Source organism: Streptomyces sp. NBC_01197 (genome assembly GCF_036010505.1).
Classification (GTDB): Bacteria; Actinomycetota; Actinomycetes; order Streptomycetales; family Streptomycetaceae; genus Streptomyces.
The window spans coordinates 3431142-3451290 of the sequence record NZ_CP108569.1; the positions used below are offsets into that span (position 1 = coordinate 3431142).

16 protein-coding genes, 1 tRNA gene and 2 pseudogenes are annotated in these 20149 nt (G+C 69.0%); 13 read left to right on the top strand and 6 right to left on the bottom strand.

The window, feature by feature from the left end; genetic code table 11:
• The first annotated feature begins 25 nt into the window (after positions 1–25).
• From OG452_RS15610 to OG452_RS15625, 4 genes are all read left to right on the top strand, one after another.
• Entirely contained in the window at positions 26–490 is a 465-nt protein-coding gene (locus OG452_RS15610; RefSeq protein WP_327296203.1) for a hypothetical protein, read from the top strand.
• 133 nt (positions 491–623) lie between these two features.
• Positions 624–709 (top strand) — tRNA-OTHER (locus tag OG452_RS15615).
• Positions 710–1269: 560 nt separating this feature from the next.
• Positions 1270–1668, top strand: coding sequence for a GIY-YIG nuclease family protein (locus OG452_RS15620; protein WP_327299648.1), 399 nt, complete (start codon positions 1270–1272; stop codon positions 1666–1668).
• A gap of 31 nt (positions 1669–1699) precedes the next feature.
• Positions 1700–2593 carry a phosphorothioated DNA-binding restriction endonuclease gene (locus OG452_RS15625; protein WP_327296204.1) on the top strand — a complete coding sequence of 298 codons (894 nt, stop codon included), beginning with the start codon at positions 1700–1702 and terminating at the stop codon, positions 2591–2593.
• A 9-nt stretch (positions 2594–2602) separates the two neighbouring features.
• On the opposite strand, the pseudogene OG452_RS15630 reads toward OG452_RS15625, so the two are convergent.
• A pseudogene (locus OG452_RS15630) lies at positions 2603–2758 on the bottom strand (Lrp/AsnC ligand binding domain-containing protein); the annotation flags it as partial.
• A 53-nt stretch (positions 2759–2811) separates the two neighbouring features.
• A complete protein-coding gene (locus OG452_RS15635) occupies positions 2812–3750 on the bottom strand; it encodes a helix-turn-helix transcriptional regulator (RefSeq protein ID WP_327296205.1) in 939 nt (312 codons plus the stop codon).
• Positions 3751–3954: 204 nt separating this feature from the next.
• Between OG452_RS15635 and OG452_RS15640 the strand changes: the two are divergent.
• The 7 genes and pseudogenes from OG452_RS15640 to OG452_RS15670 all read left to right on the top strand — a co-directional run.
• Positions 3955–4176: pseudogene (locus tag OG452_RS15640) on the top strand (aldo/keto reductase); the annotation flags it as partial.
• 100 nt (positions 4177–4276) lie between these two features.
• Positions 4277–5353, top strand: coding sequence for a zinc-binding dehydrogenase (locus OG452_RS15645; RefSeq protein ID WP_327296206.1), 1077 nt, complete (start codon positions 4277–4279; stop codon positions 5351–5353).
• Positions 5341–6192, top strand: coding sequence for an aldo/keto reductase (locus OG452_RS15650; RefSeq protein WP_327296207.1), 852 nt, complete (start codon positions 5341–5343; stop codon positions 6190–6192). Before OG452_RS15645 ends, OG452_RS15650 begins: the two co-directional genes overlap by 13 nt.
• Before the next feature lie 146 nt (positions 6193–6338).
• Positions 6339–6680, top strand: coding sequence for a hypothetical protein (locus OG452_RS15655; protein WP_327296208.1), 342 nt, complete (start codon positions 6339–6341; stop codon positions 6678–6680).
• Between the two features lie 560 nt (positions 6681–7240).
• Positions 7241–11335 carry an NACHT and WD repeat domain-containing protein gene (locus OG452_RS15660; protein ID WP_327296209.1) on the top strand — a complete coding sequence of 1365 codons (4095 nt, stop codon included), beginning with the start codon at positions 7241–7243 and terminating at the stop codon, positions 11333–11335.
• A gap of 520 nt (positions 11336–11855) precedes the next feature.
• Positions 11856–12644 (top strand): GntR family transcriptional regulator, encoded by a 789-nt coding sequence (locus OG452_RS15665; protein ID WP_327296210.1) that lies wholly within the window; start codon positions 11856–11858, stop codon positions 12642–12644.
• 3 nt (positions 12645–12647) lie between these two features.
• Positions 12648–13418: a glycosyltransferase family 2 protein gene (locus tag OG452_RS15670; RefSeq protein ID WP_327296211.1), complete on the top strand. Its 771-nt coding sequence runs from the start codon at positions 12648–12650 to the stop codon at positions 13416–13418.
• A gap of 70 nt (positions 13419–13488) precedes the next feature.
• On the opposite strand, the gene OG452_RS15675 is transcribed toward OG452_RS15670, so the two are convergent.
• The gene (locus tag OG452_RS15675) at positions 13489–14265 is read right to left on the bottom strand and encodes a dienelactone hydrolase family protein (RefSeq protein ID WP_327296212.1); all 777 of its coding nucleotides are present in this window, start codon (positions 14263–14265) and stop codon (positions 13489–13491) included.
• 362 nt (positions 14266–14627) lie between these two features.
• Here OG452_RS15675 and OG452_RS15680 point away from each other — a divergent pair, with 362 nt between their 5' ends.
• Positions 14628–15524, top strand: coding sequence for an FkbM family methyltransferase (locus OG452_RS15680; protein ID WP_405565514.1), 897 nt, complete (start codon positions 14628–14630; stop codon positions 15522–15524).
• A 132-nt stretch (positions 15525–15656) separates the two neighbouring features.
• On the opposite strand, the gene OG452_RS15685 is transcribed toward OG452_RS15680, so the two are convergent.
• Positions 15657–16877: an amidohydrolase family protein gene (locus tag OG452_RS15685; protein WP_327296214.1), complete on the bottom strand. Its 1221-nt coding sequence runs from the start codon at positions 16875–16877 to the stop codon at positions 15657–15659.
• Between the two features lie 187 nt (positions 16878–17064).
• Between OG452_RS15685 and OG452_RS15690 the strand changes: the two genes are divergently transcribed.
• Positions 17065–17514: a DoxX family protein gene (locus OG452_RS15690; RefSeq protein ID WP_327296215.1), complete on the top strand. Its 450-nt coding sequence runs from the start codon at positions 17065–17067 to the stop codon at positions 17512–17514.
• Positions 17515–17677: 163 nt separating this feature from the next.
• Here OG452_RS15690 and OG452_RS15695 read toward each other — a convergent pair whose 3' ends face one another.
• Complete coding sequence (locus tag OG452_RS15695) at positions 17678–18631, bottom strand: nucleoside hydrolase (RefSeq protein WP_327296216.1); 954 nt, start codon at positions 18629–18631, stop codon at positions 17678–17680.
• A 67-nt stretch (positions 18632–18698) separates the two neighbouring features.
• Positions 18699–20147, bottom strand: coding sequence for an MFS transporter (locus OG452_RS15700; RefSeq protein WP_327296217.1), 1449 nt, complete (start codon positions 20145–20147; stop codon positions 18699–18701).
• Positions 20148–20149: the final 2 nt, after the last annotated feature.

Here is a 20149-nt window from a genome sequence, read left to right on the forward strand (position 1 = left end):
ACGACACACGTGATCACCTTGCAGGGTGGAAGCCATCATCGCTAGCGCCATAGCCGTCCTTGGCACATTGCTGGGCTCCGGGATCACCCTGGTTGTTCAGCAACGGACCACGGACAAGGGCCACCAGTTCGCACGTGGCGAGCGCGTCCGGCAGGAAATGCTGGAGGCGTACTCCACCTATGCTGGCGCGCTAGTCAACTACCGCCGGACCCTTGTACATCTATGGATCTGCGTACATGAGCAGCCTCCCCCCGAAGATGCAGATCAGGTGCGCGCTCGCACCTACGATCTCCGCTCCCGGGCCCAAGAAGCTCTGTTTCGAGTGCAGATGCTCACGGACGACGCCGTATTGTCCAGTGTCGCGGCGGACGTCCTCACGGAGGTCACTGCGCTATACAAGGTCGACACCCGGGCCGAGCTCGATATTCGCAGAGCCGAGACTCGGGATGCGATCCAGCAACTGGTGATGGGCGCCAAGCGACACCTCTAGGATCGCTGGCAGGGACAGAGACACATAGCCGAGACCGATGGCCGTGGCGGATTACCGCCTCCCGGCTGAGTGTCTAACTGCGTGACAACGCCGACGCACAGCCGCGAACAACCGTGGACGCCAGCGGACCATGAGCGCAGATGGCGAGCGCATCGCCCCAAGGACAGCGAGCATCCCGAGTTGCTTCGGGACGAAGAGGTCGTGGGTTCAAATCCCGCCACCCCGACAGCTGAAACAGCAGGTCAGGGCCGGTGCTGAGAGATCAGCACCGGCCCTGATTTGCGTTGCGGGCCCATTTTGGGAGCCATTTGGGAGGTCCCCGGCGGCTCCCAGCGAGTGGCGTTCCGCCTTCGAGCATGCCGTGCACCGCATGTGCCCCGGGAGAGCCATCCCCACGGCTTGTGCCAAGGAGCCCGCAGACGGTACGACGATCGCCATGCACCTTTGGTCTCCGTTAAATGACCGGCAGCTCGCGCTCCTCACCCGCATCGGGGACGGAGCCGACCCCGTCACGTCGGACAGCCCCGAGTTCGCTCTCACCGCCCGCGCGCTCAAGGAGCGGCGCCTGATCACCATGCCCAAGCAAAGTGGGAAGTGGCAGGCGGAGATCACTGACGCCGGACGCTTCTATCTGGAGCACGGCCATCACCCGGACCGGCCTGAACCAGGTCAGTGCAGGCAGCGGTCAACAGACTCCGGCCAACGGACACGACTGGCCCCTCCATCACAGAAGCGAGCAGGACGTCGAGTCCCGTACGGCGAACGTCCGCGCCGGCTATGTGTACGTCATCTCGAACATTGGCGCCTTCGGCGATCGTATGGTGAAGATCGGAATGACGCGCCGACTCGAACCTCTGGAGCGTGTCTACGAGTTGAGTGGCGCAGCCGTCCCCTTCCGTTTCGATGTGCACGCGCTGATCTTCAGCAAGGACGCGGTCGGCCTGGAGACGGAACTCCACCGCCAGTTCGCCTCGCAGCGGGTCAACCAGGTCAACAGCCGGAAGGAGTTCTTCTATGCCACCCCGGCGGAGGTGCGCGATGCGCTGCAACGGTTCGCCGGACAGCATCTGATCGAGTTCACCGAGGAACCACAGGCGCTGGAATGGCGGGCCGGCAGACGCATGGGCGAAGCCGGTGCGCCCGTCGCAGGTACAGGACGAGCCGCCCGGACAGCATGAGGTGCGACCAGGCATCACTACGATCACCGTCATGGATTGGCTGGAGCGGGCCGCGAAGCTGAGGCAGTGGAGCCGGGACGGGGTGCGGGCGCCGCACAAGCCGTTGCTGCTGCTGTACGCGCTGGGCCGCTTTCAGGCCGATGCCGCGGACGAGTTGCCATACAGCGCGGTGGAGTCGGATCTGAAGCAACTGCTGGCGGAGTACGGCCCACCGCGCGGGACCACGCCCGCCTATCCCTTCCACCATCTGGTCAGCGACGGGGTGTGGGAAGTGCGGACCGAGCACGGTGCCGGCAGCCCGGGCACCGGCGTGCGGGAACTACGAGCCAGCCGGGCCACTGGGCGGCTGGCCCCGGACCTTCGGGTGGCGCTCCAGAGGGAACCGTCGCTGCTGGGCCGCATGGCAAGGGTGCTGCTGGATCTGCACTTCCCAGCGTCACTACACCAGGATCTGTGCGACGCAGTGGGCCTGGAACTGGAACTCGCGGAGACCGACGTTCCGCCAACGCCCGGGAGGCGGCAGCGGAGCCGCCGGATGCGGGAGATGGTGCTGACCGCGTACGAGTACCAGTGCGCCTTCTGCGGCTATGACGGCATGATCGGCTCGGCGCCCGTCGGACTGGAGGCCGCGCACGTGCGCTGGTGGGCGTTCGACGGCCCGGACGACGTCGACAACGGGGTGTGCCTGTGCTCGCTGCACCACAAACTCTTGGACAAGGGCGTCCTCGGCATAGGCGACGGCCACCGCATCCTGGTCTCGCAGCAATTCATCGGCCGCAGTCAGGCTGCCCGCGAGCATGTCACCGCACTCGCGGGCCGTCCGCTCATAGGCCCTCAACCCGGGCTGCCGCCCATATCGGCAGCCAACCGCTCCTGGCACACCAGCCAGGTCTTCCACGGCAGCCCGCGCCCGGCCACCGCCTGACCTGGTGTCGTTCTTCATGACCAGGGTGGAGGTCAGGCGCTGGGCGCCCGGGAGTCGGGCCAGCTGCGCGTCGTAAAGCTGCTGGAAGGCAGTCAGGTCGGTGGTGGCGACGCGCAGGGGGTAGTCGGGTTCGCCGAACAGGCGCTGGGCGGGGAGCACGTGCGGAGCGCTGAGCTGCGGCGACTGAGTTCGACCTCAACGCGTGACCCCTGGACTCTTCAATTCCCGATCGCGGGCTTGCCGCCTGACGGCTGCTGCCCGGCGGGTCTCGGGTCGGTCGACGCGGGAGCATGCGCTGATCGGGGTGCGGTCATGTCGAGGAGGAGCAGGGCGTCGTGGCCGGAGCTGCCGGGCTCGGCGGTGTAGACGCCGATGCGCTGACCGGGCGTGCCCTCCACCTGCAGGGACTGGGACGTGAGGGTGAGCGTGCCGACCTGCGGGTGTTGGAACGTCTTGTGGGCGGGCTTGCGTCCGGTCACTTCGTAACGCTCCCAAAGGCCCGCGAATTCGGGGCTCTTGAGGAGGAGTTCGCCGACGAGCTGAGTGAGGTCGGGGGCGTCGGGGGCGGTGCCGGCGGTGGCCCGCAGCCGGGCGACGCAGGCGGTGATCTGCCGGTCCCAGTCGGTGAAGAGGGTGCGGGCTGCGGGGTGCAGGAAGAGGTACCGGGCGAGGTTGCGGTGCTTGACCGGCCAGTCGTCCAGGCCCGCGTACAGGGCGAGGCCGCCGGGATTCCAGGCGAGCAGGTCCATGCTGCGGCTGATGACGTAGGCCGGGTTCGGCCGGAGCGATTCGAGCAGCAGCTTGAGGTGGGGGCGCACCGTGCGGCTCGGGGCGGGCGGCGGTTCGGGGGCGTAGCGGGCGGCTCGGGCGGCGAGCTCGCGCAGATGCTGGTGTTCCTGGTCGTCCATCTGCAGGGCGCGGGCGAGAGCATCGAGGACGGCAGGGCTGGGGCGGGTCTCCTTGCCGCGTTCCAGCCGTACGTAGTAGTCGATGCTGATCCCGGCGAGGGTGGCCAACTCCTCGCGGCGCAGACCGGGGGTGCGGCGGATGCCGGCACCGACGGTGAGGCCCACGGATTCGGGGTTGGTCTGGGTGCGGCGGGCGCGCAGATAGCGGCCCAGCTCGGCGCCCTCGCTGTTCACGCTCTGGGATGCCATGAACCCAGTTTCACCCGCCGGCCAGCCGCTGCGCGAAGCGGAGAGGGGCCCTGCTGTTACCCCTGAAGAGCCCGCCCTGCCACACCGGCGCGTTCTGGGCGAAGGTGAAGGAGAAGACGCCGGTACGACGATGCGGAGAGGGCGAGATGCGCTACATCACACTGACCGCGTGACTTGGAGGTGTCCCGGATCGGGCTGGGTGCGATGGGGATGTCCCACCGCTACACCGGCTCCGGCACCGACGACGCGGAGTCGATCAGGACCGTGCACCGGGCGCTGGAGCTGGGCGCGACGCTCGTCGACACCGCAGAGATCTACGGCCCCTACACGAACGAGGAGCTCCTGGGCGCGGCCCTGAACGGGCGCCGGGACCATGTGGTGCTGGCCACCAAGTTCGGCCTCGTGTCCCACGGCGGCTCTCCAGCTTGCCTCCCGCCCCGGCGACAACCACACCGAGGCCCAGGCGCAAATGCTCGAACGCTGATCCTCTCACCGCCAGAACCCCCCGTTTGGAGTAACGCTTCTTATGCGTGCAGCAGTGATGTACGGGGCCGGAGACGTCCGCGTCGAGGACCGGCCCGACCCGAAGATCATCCAGCCCACTGACGCTGTGGTCCGCGTTGTCGCCTCCTGTGTGTGCGGCAGCGACCTGTGGCCCTACGCCTCGATGCCCGCCACGGACACCGGTCGCCCCATGGGGCACGAGTTCCTCGGCGTCGTCGAGGAGACCGGCATGGATGTGACCCGGCTGCGGGCCGGTGACCTGGTCGTCGCGCCGTTCACGTACAGCGACAACACCTGCGACCACTGCGCCAAGGGCCTGCACGTCTCGTGCCGCAACGGCGGCCGCTACGGCCTCGACGGGGTCGACGGCGGTCAGGGCGAAACCGTCCGCGTCCCGCAGGCGGACGGCACCCTGGTGAAACTGCCCGTGGCCGCCGATTCGGAGCTGCTGCCCTCGCTGCTGGCGCTGTCGGACGTGATGACCACCGGCCACCACGGCGCCGTCACCGCGGGCGTCTCCCGCGGCGATGCGGTGCTGGTGGTCGGCGACGGCGCGGTCGGCCTGTGCGCGGTGATCGCCGCGAAGCGGCTCGGAGCCGAGCGGATCGTCCTCGCCGGGCGCCATGAGGCGCGCACCGGCCTGGGCCGCGCGTTCGGCGCCACCGATGTGGTCGCACAACGCGGCGAGGAAGGCATCGCCCGCATCCGCGAGCTGACCGGCGGTGCGGACAAGGTCATCGAGGCCGTCGGCACCCGCCAGGCCCTCGACACCGCGCTCGGCGCGGTCCTGGACGGCGGCACCATCAGCCGCCTGGGGGTCCCGCAGTACGAGCAGGGCCCGATCGGCCCGGCCGAGTTCATGCGCAACATCACCCTGACAGGCGGCGCGAGCCCCGCTCGGGCCTACATCGAGCAGCTCCTGCCCGACGTCCTGGACGGCACCATCGCACCCGGCCGTGTCTTCGACCGGACCTTCACCCTCGACCAGACACCTGACGCCTACCAGGCCATGGCCGACCGGCAGGTCCTCAAGGCCCTCATCACCCCTTGGCCCCGCACCCGGCCCCACAGCGAAGGACGTCTCCCATGCAGTACGTAACCCTGAACAATGGTGTCGAGATGCCGCTCCTCGGCTTCGGCGTCTACCAGATCCCCGCCGAGGACACCGAACGCGCCGTCTCCGACGCCCTCGTCGCCGGCTACCGCCTTCTGGACACCGCCGCCGCCTACGCCAACGAAGAGGCCGTGGGCCGCGCGATCAAGTCCAGCGGCATCGCCCGTGAAGACCTGTTCATCACGACCAAACTCTGGGTGCAGGACGCCCCCGCCGAGGACAACACCAAGCGCGCCTTCGAGACGTCACTGGCCGAACTCGGCCAGGATTACCTCGACCTGTACCTGATGCACCAGCCCTTCGGCGACGTCTACGGCCAGTGGCGGGCGATGGAAGCCCTCAACCGTGAGGGCCGCACCAAGGCGATCGGTGTCGCCAACTTCTACCCCGACCGGCTGATCGACCTGATCGCCAACAACGAGATCACACCGGCCGTCAACCAGATCGAGACCCACCCCTTCTTCCAGCGCGCCGATTACCAGGACCTGATGCGCGAGCACGGCGTGCAGATCCAGTCCTGGGGCGGCTTCGCCGAAGGCAAGAACGACCTGTTCACCAACCCGCTCCTGGCCGAGATCGGCAAGGAATACGACAAGTCGGTGGCCCAGGTGGTGCTGCGCTGGCTGACCCAGCGCGGCGTCATCGCCATCCCCAAGTCGGTGCGCGCCGAGCGCATGGCCGAGAACATCGACGTCTTCGACTTCCAGCTCACCGACGAGCAGATGGCACAGATCGCCACCCTCGACACCGGTGCCTCGCTGTTCTTCGACCACCACGACCCCGAGATGGTCACCTGGCTCGCCAAGCGCCGCCTGGACGCCTGACTCGCGTCCGCCCGAGGGCGAGCGGCAGGCCGCGCCGGCGGCCGTTGCTCGCCCCTTTTCCGATTCCAGATCCCTCGCGAAGGACGCATCTGTGACCAGCCCACCTCACGTCAGTCCGGCGCCGCACGCTCCTGCGCGCCGAGCTGTTGACCGGAGTCATCGCCGGTACCGCCCCCAACCATGGCACGACCTGGATCACCAGAGCCGAACTGGCCGCTGCCAACTGGGACGCGACCGACAGCCTCGATCAGCAGACCGCCCAGCCGACCACCGATGTCGGCCTGATGGTCGTCCGCCTGGCCTCCGAGAAATGGGCTACCGACGAGCGAACCGACTTCGCCCAGGCCCTGGAGGCCGGCACGACGGACCTCCTCACGATCACCGCCGGTGTGGGCCCCAGCCGCCCGGTGGAGACGCGAGCCCAGGACCAGGACCAGGACCAGGACCAGGACCAGGATTGGACCCAGGGCCAGGACGCCGGCGCCTGAGGGACCCGGCCGTGACGACGGCGGGGTCGCCTCCGCCCCCGTCCGCTCACACCGAAGAGGCCGCCCTCTCGTCGTGAGAGGACGGCCTCTTTGCCTGCATACACACTGCTTTGCCTGCATACACACCGCGCCGTCCGGCACCGGTCCCTCCCCTCGTGGGGACCGGTGCTGAACGACGCGGGCGGGGTCGACCCGGGCCGTGACGGCGTACCGGCGTGGATCGAGGTCTGGCTCGACCCGTCGTCGACGTGGTCGATACGGCAGCCGTCCGGACGGGACCGGCTTCACGGGTCTCTCGGGCTCAGGCGGCGAGACCGCCGCCGCTCTCTCGTGACTCCGGTGGAATTCGACCGAGAACATGCGGCGTCATGATGTGCCTCTCCGAGCGCTGAGCTGGTCGGCCGGCCGGGCGGCGCCCGGTGGCTGCGCTGCTGCGACGTGATCCTGCCATCTACTGCCACCGCCGAAGATGTTCCGGTTCCGGACCGACGACTAACCCCAGGTCAGCCCTATAAGGTGAGTTTTCCGGTCCGGATGCCAGGCGTGGGGGGAAGTAAGGAGTGGAGACCTTGAGTTCCGACTCAGGGGCACGCACAGCCTTGGCGGAGCGTCTCGCACTGCTTTACAGGGAGGCCGGCAACCCTCCCCTCAAGAGCGTGTCCGACGCGGTCGTCCGGCTTCAGCGGGCCGACGAACGAGGGCGGCCCGTACGGGTCTCCGCTCAGCGGATCAGCGACTGGCGACGGGCCAGGAACGTGCCGGCCCAGTTCATAGCCCTCGCGGCCGTACTGCACGTCCTGATACCTCAAGCACGGCGCGCGCAGCCCGTGCCGGTGTCCATCGGCCTGTACGACCTGGCCCAGTGGCAGCGCCTGTGGGAGCGCGCGGTAGCCGACCCGGTGGGCGAGCAACCCGCCGCTTCCGCGGAGGAGAAGGGACGCCCGCCGGGCGACGAGGCCCTGGCCGCCGTCCCCGGTGGCGTGTGTCCGTACCGGGGGCTGGCTCCGTACCGTCAGCAGGACGCCAGGTGGTTCTTCGGCCGGGACCGGAGCACGGACGCCCTCGCTACTCAGCTCCGGACAGCGGAGAGTACGGGCGGCCTGGTCATGCTCGTGGGCGCCTCGGGGTCGGGAAAGTCCTCCCTGCTGAACGCCGGCCTGGTGCCCGCACTGCGGAACGGCGTACTGCGTGACGGAAGCAGCCAGGCGGGGGACGTGCTCCAGCTGGTGCCGGGAAACGATCCTCTCGCGGAGCTGACTCGCCGGATCCCTGAGCTCGAGCCCATCGTTTCAGCGGCGGAAGGACGGACCGCGGAGGAGCGGGCCGCGAAGGAACCCGCGGTAAAGGAACCGGCGGCGAAGGAACCGGCGGTAGGGATACGCGCGGCCGGGGAGCCCGGTACGCACCGGTTCGCGCACGCGGCGCGGGAGGCCGTCGCCGCATGGGCGCGCCGCGAGACGACATCCCCCGCCCGCCCGGTCGTCATCGTGGACCAGTTCGAGGAGGTCTTCACCCTCGGCTCCGACGCCGCGGACAAGCGCACCTTCATCCAGCTCCTGCACGCCGCGTGCACACCCACGGACACCGGCGACCCCGCCCCCGTGCTCGTAGTCCTCGGCATACGCGCCGACTTCTACGAGCAGTGCCTCGGGTACCCCGAACTGGCCGACGCCCTGCAACACCGGCACATGGTGCTCGCGCCGCTGACCCCATCGGAGTTGCGCGAAGCGGTGACGAGCCCTGCCAAGGCCGTGGGTCTGGAGCTCGAACCGGGGCTGGCGGAACTGATCGTCCGGGAAGTGAGCGACGACGGCCCCCGCGGGACGCACGCGGGCGTGCTGCCGCTCCTCTCCCACGCCCTGCTCGCCACCTGGCAGCGGCGTAAGGCGGGAAGGCTGACGCTGGCCGGCTACAGCGCGGCGGGCGGAATCCGGGGTGCGGTGGCGGCGTCCGCCGAGCGGGCCTGGTCCAGCCTCGACCCGGCAGCGCGCACGGCCACGAGACTGCTCCTCCTCAGGCTGGTCCGGGTGGGCGAGGACACCCAGGCAACCCGCAGACGGGAGACGCGGCGCCAGCTCGCGGAAGAGTCGGCAGACCGTGACAAGGCGGAGGAATCACTCGAAGCGCTGGTGAACGCGCGACTGGTGACACTCGACGCGGAGACCGTGGAGATCACCCATGAAGCACTGCTCCACGCCTGGCCGCGCCTGCGGGACTGGATCGGCGAGGACCGGAACGGCAACCTGCTCCGCCAGCAGCTGGAGGAGGACGGCCGGGCCTGGGAGGGCACGAACCGCGACAGTTCACTCCTCTACCGGGGTTCGCGTCTGGAGCAGGCCCGCAGCTGGGCGAAGACCGCAGGTGACACCTTCCTGACCCGGAGCGCGGTGGAATTCCTGGCCGCTTCGGTCAGGCTGCGCAAGCGCACCGTCTGGATCAGCCGTGGTGCGGTGTCGGCCCTGGTCGTCCTCGCGATGGTGGCTGTCGGTTCGGCTGTGGTCGCGTGGCAGCAGCGTGACGACGCCGTGTTCGAGCAGGTGGTGGCCGAAGCCGATCGCGTCCAGTTCACGGATCCGTCGTTGTCGGCCCAGCTCGACCTGGTGGCACACCGTCTGCGGCCGCGCGACGAGGCCACCAACAACCGGCTGATCTCGATCGTGAACGCACCGCTGGCCACGCCGCTGCTCGGCCACACCGGCGCCGTATACCTCACCACGTTCAGCCCGGACGGGCGGGTACTGGCCACCGCCAGCTACGACCGGACCATCCGGCTGTGGGACGTGGCGGACCCGACTCACCCCAGGCAGCTGGGCAAACCTCTCACCGGCCACACGAGCTGGGTGAGCAGCGCGGTCTTCAGCCCGGACGGCCACACCCTCGCCAGTACTTCGGACGACGGCACGATCCGGCTGTGGAACGTACGGGATCCCAGCCGCCCGAAGCCGATGGGCGCGCCGCTGACCGGCCATGGCGGCACGTCGTACCTGCTTGCCTTCAGCCCCGACGGACGCACTCTGGCCTCAGCCGACGAAGACCACAGCGTGCGGCTCTGGGACATGACAGACCCGGGCCGGCCGAAGCCGATCGGTACTCTGACCGGCCACACCGCCGCCGTGCGGTCCGTGGCGTTCAGCCCTGACGGACGGACGCTGGCAGCGGGCAGCGACGACAGCACGATCAGGCTGTGGAACATGGCCGACCGGCGTCACCCGAAACCGGTCAGCAGGGTGCTCACCGGCCACACGAGCACGGTGCACTCCGTCGCCTTCAGCCCGGACGGCCGTACGCTCGCCAGCGGCAGCGCGGACAGCACCATCCGGCTCTGGAACGTGGCCGACCCGCGTCACGCCTCCCAGCTCGGCGCGCCCCTCACCGGCCACACCGGCCCCATCTGGTCAGTGGCCTTCAGCCCCGACGGAACCAAACTCGCCGCCGGCAGCGCGGACAGCACGGCGAGCCTGTGGAACGTCCGTAATCCGGCGTTCCCCTCCCAGGTCGGCGAGCCTCTCTCGGGCAGCAGCGGTGAGATGTACGCGGTGGGCTTCAGCCCCGACGGCCGGACCCTCGCGACCGGGAGCGGCGACAACAAGGTCCGTCTGTGGTCGATACCGACGTCGGACATGATCGGCCGGATCGGAGCGTTCCGCCCGGACGGGCGGGTGCTCGCCACGGCCGCGCGCGACGAGAAGATCCGGCTGTGGAACGTGGCGGCACCCAACACCCCTGTGCAGCTGGGCAAACCGTTCATGCCCGGGGAGGGGGACGTGCGTTCGCTGGTGTTCTCCCCCGACGGCCGCACACTCGCGGTGCTGACCGGCAGCCGCGCCGTGCAGTTGTGGAACGTCGCCGATCCGGCCCGGCCGGTCCCCTACGGTCCGCCCGTCCCGCTGCGGACACGTTTCGCCGGCCCCGACGTACTGGCGTTCAGCCCGGACGGGCGCACGCTGGCGACCGCCCTCGACGACCGCACCATACGGTTGTGGAACGTCAGCGCCCCGTCCCGCCTCCGTCCGCTCGGCGCGCCGCTCAGCGGCCAGAGCGGCTGGGTCAACGCCTTCGTCTTCAGCCCCGACGGCCGCACTCTCGCGAGCGGCAGCGCCGACGGCGTCATCCGGCTCTGGAACGTGGCCGACCCGCGTCACGCCGCCCGGCTCGGCGCACCGCTGAAAGGGCACCTCGGGCCCGTCAACGCGGTCGCCTACAGTCCGGACGGCCGCACACTGGCCAGCGGCAGCGACGACGGCACGGTCAGACTCTGGAACGTCACCGAGCCGCGCGGGGCGACACGGCTGGGTCCGCCCCTCACCGGCCATACCGAAGCGGTGGTGTCCCTGACGTTCAATCAGAACGGTCACACCCTGGCGAGCGGCGGCAACGACGACACCGTCCGGCTCTGGAAGGTCAGCGACCCGGCCAGGGCCACCCCCATCGGCCAATCGCTGAGCCCGAATGCCAAGACGGGCAATTTCCTGTCGTTCAGCCCCAACAGCCACCTGCTCGGAGTGTCCAGCGGCGCCGATAGCGTCCGGCTCTGGAACCTGGATCCCGACAAGGCGATCACTCGCATTTGCTCGTTCACGCGGGGCGTTCTGACACCGGAGAAATGGCTCGAGTATCTGCCCCGCCTCCCGTACGACCCTCCGTGCGATCAGTGACGGAGCCGGGGCTCCAGGTAACCGCGCCGGCTAACCCCTAGTGGTGATCTAGGTCACAACTCCTCATTGTGGTGCGGCAGTTCTCCCACTGCGCAAGCAAGCCTTGTTACTGTTGGATACAGCCCGATCGCTGACGCATCCCCCGTCGCCAGCGATCGGGCGCTTCCATGTGCGTGAACACTTGCCCCGCCTGCCTCTCACTGCGCGGGGCGGTGGATTTCAGCCGGGCGACGGGTTCACGTCACGGCTGTTTCGCATCACACCCGGTTCACGTCGCGGCTGGTTCACATCGCGGCTGGTTCACATTGAAGAAAATTCAGCAAAGCTGAGGAAATTTCAAGAAAGAGACAGCGCGCACCTTCAGGCAATATGCGGTCGCGATTAATCCTTGATTCTCCGGATTGCCGTAGGTGCCGCCCTCCGCAAGCCAGCCTTCTCCACTCGTCAAGACCTCTTGAGGAGTCGTAGAGTGAGGAGGACGCAGGCCAGAAGCCGTGGGCCAGGGAAGCGGTGGACACCGGTGGCGAAGGCGTACGAGCGGATCGCGGACGAGCTCCGGCAGTCCATCCGTACAGGCCGGCTCGGGCCCGGCGACCAACTCCCCGCGGAGACCAGGCTCGCTGAGCAGTACGGGCGGAGCGTGCCGACAGTCCGGGACGCCCTGCGTCTCCTCCAGGCGGAGGGGCTGATCGAGAAGGTGCACGGCCGCGGCAGCTTCGTCCGTCGCGCCCGCACGGCGGTGCAGCGGACGAACACCCGGCACCAGTGGGAGAAGGACCGGGCACGCCAGCCGCACGAGAAGCGCGCGCAGACCGGGGCGACGGAGCACGACACCGGCCTTGAGGTCGGCGACCTGATCTTCCGCGCCGCCTACCGCGAGATCACGGCGGACGAGGACATCGCGGCGGCCATGGGGATCGCCGAGGGCACGGTGCTCGTCGAGCGCACCTACCGGACGCGCCACAGCGCCGAGCGCGCCCCCTTCAGCCTGGTCACGTCCTATCTGGTCCGCGAGCGGATCGAGAGCAATCCCGACCTCCTGGACGAGACCAAGGAGCCCTGGCCCGGCGGCACCTGGAACCAGCTCCACACCGTCGGCGTCGAGATCGACCGCGTCGAAGAGCGGGTGAGCGCTCGTCCGCCGACAGCCGAGGAGGCGGAGGAGCTGGACCTGCCTCCAGGCACGGCGGTCCTGGTGCTCCGCAAGACGCTGGTCGACACCGGAGGCCTCGTTGCCGAGATGTCGGACGTCACGCACCCCGGGGACCGTACCGAAACGATCTTCACGACTCATTTGGAAAGGTGGTGAGCCGTGACCCGGCGCATCATCATCGTCACGGCCGTACACGCCCCATCCGCCCGGTTCCTGCAAGACGCGTACGCCTCCCTCCGCGCTCAGGAGCTTCCCGAGGGCTGGGAATGGCACTGGCTGATCCAGGAGGACGGCACGACCGACGAGGTCGCTCCGCACATCCCCGACGACAAGCGGATCACGTTCGGCCAGGGCCGCCGGGGTGGACCCGGAGTCGCGCGCACCATCGCCCTGGCGGGCGCCGACGGCGAGTACGTGAAGGTCCTGGACGCCGACGACCAGCTCGCCCCGGGCGCGCTGGCCCGCGACCTCGCGGCGCTGGAGGCCGACCCGGCCATCGGCTGGGCGACCTCGCGCGTACTCGATCTGCTCCCCGACGGATCGACTGCCGGGTTCCCGGGCGACCCGGACCACGGGCCGGTCGAACCCGGTGCCGTACTCGACTACTGGGCGGCGCACGACTTCCGCGCGCAGGTCCACCCGGCGACGCTCTTCGTACGCCGCGATCTCCTGGTCGCCCTCGGAGGCTGGATGGCGCTTCCGGCCTCCGAGGACACCGGTCTGCTGCTCGCCCTGAACTCGGTGGCGCGCGGCTGGTTCTCGTCCGATGCGGGGCTCTTCTACCGCAAGTGGGAGGGCCAGGCCACCGGGCAGGCGGCGCACACCGACACCACCGAGCGGAACGCCCGCATGGCGATTGTCGAAGCTCGGGCGCGGGCGCTGCGCTCCTTCCGGTGGCGCTACCCGATGAGCAGTTCGGACTCGGAGTGACCGGGGCCGTACGCGGCGGTCCGGGGAGGCCTGGGCATATCCGGGTGTCCGGGGCTTCCGAGCCTGAGCCTCAGCTGCCGGCCAGGGCACGGCCGAGGAGAGAGAGCAGACGGTCCCAGTGGAGCTTCAGCCCGGAGGCGCTGAACGTGTCTGTGTCGGCCATGGTGAAGCCGTGGGCGGTGCCGGGGTAGATCTCAGTGGTGTGGCCGGCACCCGCCGCGTCCAGGGCCTGGTAGAGCTCGTTGATGATCTCTGGCGTCAAGTCTCCTTCGGCGAGGCCGAGATGGACTTCGGCGGTGAGCTCGGGGACGAGGCGGTGCGGGCTGTCGGGCGCGTCGGTGACCACGAACCCGGGGTGGAATCCGGCGACGGCGGCCACCTGACCGGGGTGGGCCGCCGCGGTGCGCAGCGCGAAGAGGGTGCCGATGCAGTAGCCGGTCACGGCGACCGGTCCGGCGCTGACCTCGGGCCGGGCGGTGAGGAACCCGAGGTAGGCGTCGGCATCGCGCAGGACACGTGCGGGGGTGTGCGCCTTGAGCAGGGGCAGCAGCTGGGCCAAGACCGCGGGCCGGGCCTCTTCCCCGATGTACTCAGGAAGTTCCACCACCGGTGCCGGGCCGTGCCGGTAGTAGAGGTTCGGGACGAGTACGTAGTAGCCGTGCCCCGCCAGTTCACGGGCCATCTCCTCCAGCACGGGCCGCACGCCGAAGGCGTCCGAGTACATGAGCACCCCCGGATGCCGCTCGCCGTCGTCGGGGAAGGCGGCGAAGGCGTCGGCCTGGCCGTCCGCGGTGGGAATCTGCAGCTTCCTGAGCGCCTTGATCGTCTTGATTGCCTTCGTGGCCATGGGAGTTCTCCTGTCGTGGTTGATGTATCGAGCCTGTGATCAACACGACGGAGGCGGAGCGCGCGCGGCAGCGCCTGGCCCTCGGACGGACAGCGGGCCAGCACCGGCCCGTACGGTGCTCAGAAGAGCACCGGGTCACCAATCCGTGTGTGGCGCGAGGCCGTCCCGGTAGTCATGCCGCTCAACGTAGCCGACGGTCAGAGCCGATGCCATCCCCGCCCCCACTCATACGTCATGCCCCTACTCGTACGTCATGCCCGCCCCCTCTCCACCGGGGGCGGCCGGGGGATCTTGCTGAGGACCGGTCCGCCTCATACCGTCACGACATGCCTCCTTCCGCCCGCCGTCGCGCATCGGAGCTCATGGCCACGTTGGTCCGTGGGTACGTGCGCAACGCCCCTGGCTCCGTCCTCAAGGGGCCTCTCGTGGCCAGCTACCTGAACCCGTACCTCCGTGACCACCCGCGCCGGCGTGTGGTCACGACCCGTTTCGGCGCGCTCATGGCCTGCGATTCGCGCGATCTCATTCAACGGTTCGTCCAGCTGTCAGGCGTGTGGGAGCCGCATATGACCCGGTGGCTGGAGGGGCGGCTGACCAGCGGAGATGTCTTGGTGGACGTAGGTGCGAATGTCGGCTACTTCGCGTTGCTGGGATCGCGTCTCGTTGGCCCGGAGGGCCGGGTGGTCACCGTCGAGGCGTCACCGGCGTTCCACCAGCGGGTGCTGCAGCATGCGGCACTCAACCACTGCGACAACATCCGTGCGGTGAACGCCGCGGTGTCGGACAGGCAGGAGACGCTGACGTTCGTGCTCGCCAGCTCGGCCAACATGGGGGCCAACTCGATCGTGCCGTACGACGGGCCGGCCGAGTCGACCTTCGAGGCGAAGGCGTACCCGCTGGCGGAGCTCCTGGAGGCGGACGAGATCGCCCGGGCAAGGGTCGTCAAGATCGATGTCGAGGGCGCCGAGGGCGGTGTCGTCCGCGGGCTGGCCCCGGTACTCGACCGGATGCGTACGGACGTGGAGATCGCCGTGGAGGTCACACCGGCTCGCATGGCCCAACTCGGTTTTACCGTAGATGAGTTGATGGAGACCATGCGAAGCCGCGGCTTCCACGCGTACCGGCTGCCGAACGACTACCGGCCCGGGAGTTACCCGCGAGCCCTGAGCCACCCCGAGCCGCCGCGCCGGTGGAACCGGCCGGTCACCGGGGAGACGGAGCTGGTCTTCTCCCGGATCGACGCCGAGGTACTGCACTGACGTGGGCCTACTGGACTGACGCGGGCGCACTGGACACTGACGCGAGCGTGCTGGACTGACGCCGGCGCGGGTCTTCCCGCGGCGGGGGAAGGGCCGCACCGGCGACGCGGTGGTGGCTACTGACGGCAGCGACTACCGGTCACGGTCGAACGGGAGGTCCAGCATCCGGATGGCGTTGCCCCGCAGAAGCTTGTAAGCCACCTCGTCGGACAGCCCGGCCATGTGGTCCGCCGCCACCTGCTTCGTGTTCGGCCAGGTCGAGTCGACGTGCGGGTAGTCCGTCTCGAAGGTCGCGTTGTTCACGCCGACCGTCTCGATCGACTCGACCCCGTGCTTGTCCCGGAAGAAGCAGCAGAAGATCTGCCGGTAGTAGTACGACGAGGGCGGCTCCGGGATCAGATCCTTGACCCCGCCCCAGGCCCGGTGCTCCTCCCAGACGTCGTCGGCGCGCTCCAGGGCGTAGGGGATCCACCCCATCTGGCCTTCACTGTAGGCGAGTTTGAGCCGTGGGAACTTCACCAGGACCCCCGAGAACAGGAAGTCCATCATCGACGCCATGGCGTTGTTGAAGCTCAGCGACGCCTGCACGGCGGGAGGAGCGTCGGGCGACGCCGCAGGCATCTGCGACGACGATCCGATGTGCATGTTGACGACGGTTCCGGTCTCCTCGCAGGCCGCGAAGAACGGGTCCCAGTAGCCGGAGTGGATGGACGGGAGCCCGAGGTACGTCGGGATCTCGGAGAAGGTGACCGCCCGCACGCCGCGAGCGGCGTTGCGCCGGATCTCCGCGACAGCGAGGTCGATGTCCCACAGCGGGATGAGGCACAGCGGGATCAGCCGGCCGCCGCTGTCACCACACCACTCCTCGACCATCCAGTCGTTGTACGCGCGGACACAGGCGAGGCCCACCTCCTTGTCCTTGGCCTCCGCGAAGGTCTGCCCGCAGAAGCGCGGGAAGGTCGGGAAGCACAGCGATGCCTCGACGTGGTTCAGCTCCATGTCCTCCAGACGGGCTTTCGGGTCCCAGCAGCCACGGCGCATCTGTTCGCGCGTGATGCCGTCGAGCGTCATCTCGTCCCGGGAGAAGCCGACGGCGGCAATGATCCGCTTGTACGGGAAGATGCTGCCCTCGTACTCCCACCAGTCCGTGATCTGCCCCTCCGGATCGGTGGTGAACTTGTACTTCCCGCCGACGTACGCCAGCTCACCGATGCCGGCCGTGAACGGCTTCGGTCCCCGGTCCCGGTACTTGCTCGGTAGCCACGTCTCGAAGAGGTGCGCGGGCTCGATCACGTGGTCGTCCACGCTGATGACGCGGGGAAGCTCACTGCTGTCAATCTTCTTGCTGACCACTCCACTTACCCCCAACTGCCTGCCGGTTTTCACCGACTCGAATCTGACGCTCCATCAGATTCAGGGTATGGCGTACGCCGATGGACGACAAGCACCCCACCGGAAACGGCCCCTCGCGCACCCTTGCGCGATCGGGGCGGATCCGTTGAACTGACGCCTCATCAGTTAAATCTAGGGAGTGCGGCCGATGCAGACGATGTGGATCAGCGGAGCCGAGTGGTTCGCCGTGCTCCGGATCGGGCTGGGCCTCTGGTGGCTGGAGAGCTGGCGCCACAAGGACAAGAAGACGTGGTTCGGCGGCGGCGGAATCCAGTGGGCGGCCGGCATCGCGTCCGAGCACCGCTGGGCCTTCGTCCGTTCGGGCTTCGACCTCATGGTGAAGCCACGGCCGCGCACGATGGCGTACGTCGTCGCCTACGCGGAACTGGCCCTCGGCCTCGGACTGATCGCCGGTCTCCTCACGCCGGTCGCCCTGGTGGCCGGCCTGGCTCTCAGCCTGATCTATCTCGTACTGATGATCCACGACGTGTCGGAGCAGGGACAGAACCTGATGATGGCGCTGATCTCCGCCGTCGGGCTGCTCGGCATGTGCTGGCAGGCCTGGTCGCTCGATGCGGCGCTGGGACTGTTCGTCTGAGGGGGCGAGGAGGCCCCCATCCGCCCCGGGGTCGTCCGCGTCCGCGACTCGGAAGATGTCCGGCTCCCCGCACTACCCTCACCCCCGCCGCCTGGTCGGCCTTCGCCGCCGAAGCGGGTGCCGACCCGGGTGACGGCAGGGGAGGGCAGAGCACACAGACCGGTCAGAGTGTCAGGAGCCGCTCGACGAGGTGGGCGGCCGAGTCCGGGCCGGCCGCCAGTACGACGCGGCAGTGGGCACCTTCCTGCGGTGGGTAGTTGAGGAACTGGCCGCGCAGGTCGCAGACGGTCTGGCCGCGGCCGGGGCCCTGGGTCGCGTCGACCACGACGTGCACGTTGGGCGCGAGCGTCGGTACCACGCCTCCGACGGCGATGGCCGCCGCCAGCGGGTCGTGCACCGCGCAGCAGCGGCGGCCGAACGTCTCCAGGTAGAAGTCGTAGTAGAGGTCCATCATCTCGCCCAGGGCGGTGGGCAGCGGGCGGCCCGAGTCCAGCAGACGCTGACGGTCCGTCTCTTCGAGGGTGTGCGCGAGGGTGACGTCGAGCGGGACGAGCGTGATGTCCCACGGCGCGGCGAGGACTTCGGCTGCGGCCTCGGGGTCGTTGTGGATGTTCGCCTCGGCGACCGGCGTGACGTTTCCGCTCTGCTGGGCGGCGCCGCCCATGATGGTGATGTCCTGTACCAGCGAGGGCAGTCCGGGCTCCCGGCGGAGGGCCTCGGCCACGTTGGTGAGCGGGCCGGTGGTGAGCAGCCGCAGCTTCCCCCGGTGGGCGCGGGCGAGCTCGATGATCATGTCGGCGGCGTCCTGCGCGACGGCCGACTGGACCGAGTCGGGCACGGTGATGTCACCGATGCCGTTGTGGCCGTGGATGTGGGGCACGGAGCCCGCGTACGTACCGGCCTGCGGGTCGGCCGCGCCGACGGCCACGGGGATGGTGGCGCGCCCGGCGAGCTGGGTGAGCGCCAGGGTGTTTCGGGCCGCCTGGGTGGAGTTGACGTTGCCGCTGACGGTGCCGATGCCGACTATCTCTATCTCGGGCGAGGCCAGCAGGTAGGCGAGCGCCATCGAGTCGTCGATGCCGGTGTCGCAGTCGAAGTAGAGCGGCTGGGCTGTCATGGGGGGTCCTTCACGGTCGGGGCAGTGGCTGCCGGGGAGGGTATGGGGGCGAGTGGGGTGGCGGCCGTCAGTCCGCCCGCCGGGTGATGAACAGGCTGGCCACCAAAGCGAGAACCGAGATCCCCACCGAGATCCACAGGGCGGTGCTGTAGCCGGCGTGCGTGGCGCGGGCCGCGTACGGGGCGACGATGCCGATGCCGGTGCTCGCGCCGATCCCGAAGGCGGCGCTGTTGAGGCCCGGCAGCGCAGCGGGCGCGTCCTTGGGCGAGTTCAGTACCCCGAGGCCGTTCACGGTCGTCAGGACGAGGCCGTTGTACGTGATGCCGAGGAAGGCAACCGCCGCGAAGACGGTCCACTTCTCCAGCGGGTACGAGGCGATGACGCACAGGGCCACGATGCTCAGGACGAGACCGGCACGGAGTGTGATCAACCAGCCCTGCCTGTCGGCCAGCCGCCCGGCCATCGGGGCGGCGGCCAGCCCGATCAGCGCCGCGGGTGTGAGGAAGAGCAGCGACGATTCGGTGGCGGTCATACCGAAGCCGGCCCCCGGGTTCTGGCTGATGACCACAACGGTGAAGTTGATGACCGCGAAGATCCCGGACAGCGAGATCACGGTCGTCGCGATGACCGGCCACACCTGGCGGGACTTGAGGTGCCTGAGCGCGATCAGGGGGGTGGTCCTGCGGCGCTCGACCATTCCGAAGGCGACGGCCGAGACGACGGTGCCTGCCAGATAGGCGAGGGTGCTCGTGCTGTGCCAGCCGTCGGCGAAACCGTGCGAGACGAGGTAGGTGACGCAGTACAGCGCGATCGACAGGGTGGCCGCGCCCCACCAGTCCATCCGGCCCTTGACCGGCTGCCCGTCCTTGGGCAGGACGAACACCACACAGACCGAAGCGGCGACGCCGATGACCAGGATGACGGCGAAGATCGACCGGTAGCCGAAGGCGTCGGACATCCGGCCGCCGAGGAGCCCGTCCACACCGCCGACACCGCCGTTGATCGCGGTGATCACTCCGAGCGCGGTGGCGAAGACCTTCTTGCTGAGCCGCTCGTTGAGGACGACGTACGCGATCTGGAAGGCGGCACTCGACGCGCCCTGCAGCACCCGGCCGGTCAGCAGGACCGGCAGGTTCGGGGCGACGATGCAGAGGACCGTGCCCACGGTGGTCACGATCAGGACCGCGATGAGGATCCGGCGGCGCCCCCGGAAGTCGCTGAGGCGGCTCAGGACGACGCCCGTGATCGCTCCGGCCAGGAAGAACAGCGAAGAGACCTGGGCTATCCCGTCCACGCTTCCGTGGAGCTGACGCGCCATTTCCGGCAGCGCAGGGGTGATCATGCTGGCGTTCAGCTGAAAGGCGATGACGCTCAGCAACAGCGTCGCCACCAGGGCGACCGCCTTCCTCCCCTGGAGGAGCGGCGTTTCATTCGGCGTTTCACCCTGTTCCAGCGGGTTTCTGTCTCTGATACCTGAGCTGCCGCCCGGACTGCCTGTGTTCACAAGGAACCTCATCG

Coding starts and splice junctions, on each gene's coding strand:
- OG452_RS15625 (WP_327296204.1), top strand. CDS start 1,700: ATGGATTGGCTGGAGCGGGCCGCGAAGCTGAGGCAGTGGAGCCGGGAC.
- OG452_RS15635 (WP_327296205.1), bottom strand. CDS start 3,750: ATGGCATCCCAGAGCGTGAACAGCGAGGGCGCCGAGCTGGGCCGCTAT.
- OG452_RS15645 (WP_327296206.1), top strand. CDS start 4,277: ATGCGTGCAGCAGTGATGTACGGGGCCGGAGACGTCCGCGTCGAGGAC.
- OG452_RS15650 (WP_327296207.1), top strand. CDS start 5,341: ATGCAGTACGTAACCCTGAACAATGGTGTCGAGATGCCGCTCCTCGGC.
- OG452_RS15675 (WP_327296212.1), bottom strand. CDS start 14,265: ATGGCCACGAAGGCAATCAAGACGATCAAGGCGCTCAGGAAGCTGCAG.
- OG452_RS15680 (WP_405565514.1), top strand. CDS start 14,628: ATGGCCACGTTGGTCCGTGGGTACGTGCGCAACGCCCCTGGCTCCGTC.
- OG452_RS15690 (WP_327296215.1), top strand. CDS start 17,065: ATGCAGACGATGTGGATCAGCGGAGCCGAGTGGTTCGCCGTGCTCCGG.
- OG452_RS15695 (WP_327296216.1), bottom strand. CDS start 18,631: ATGACAGCCCAGCCGCTCTACTTCGACTGCGACACCGGCATCGACGAC.
- OG452_RS15700 (WP_327296217.1), bottom strand. CDS start 20,147: ATGAGGTTCCTTGTGAACACAGGCAGTCCGGGCGGCAGCTCAGGTATC.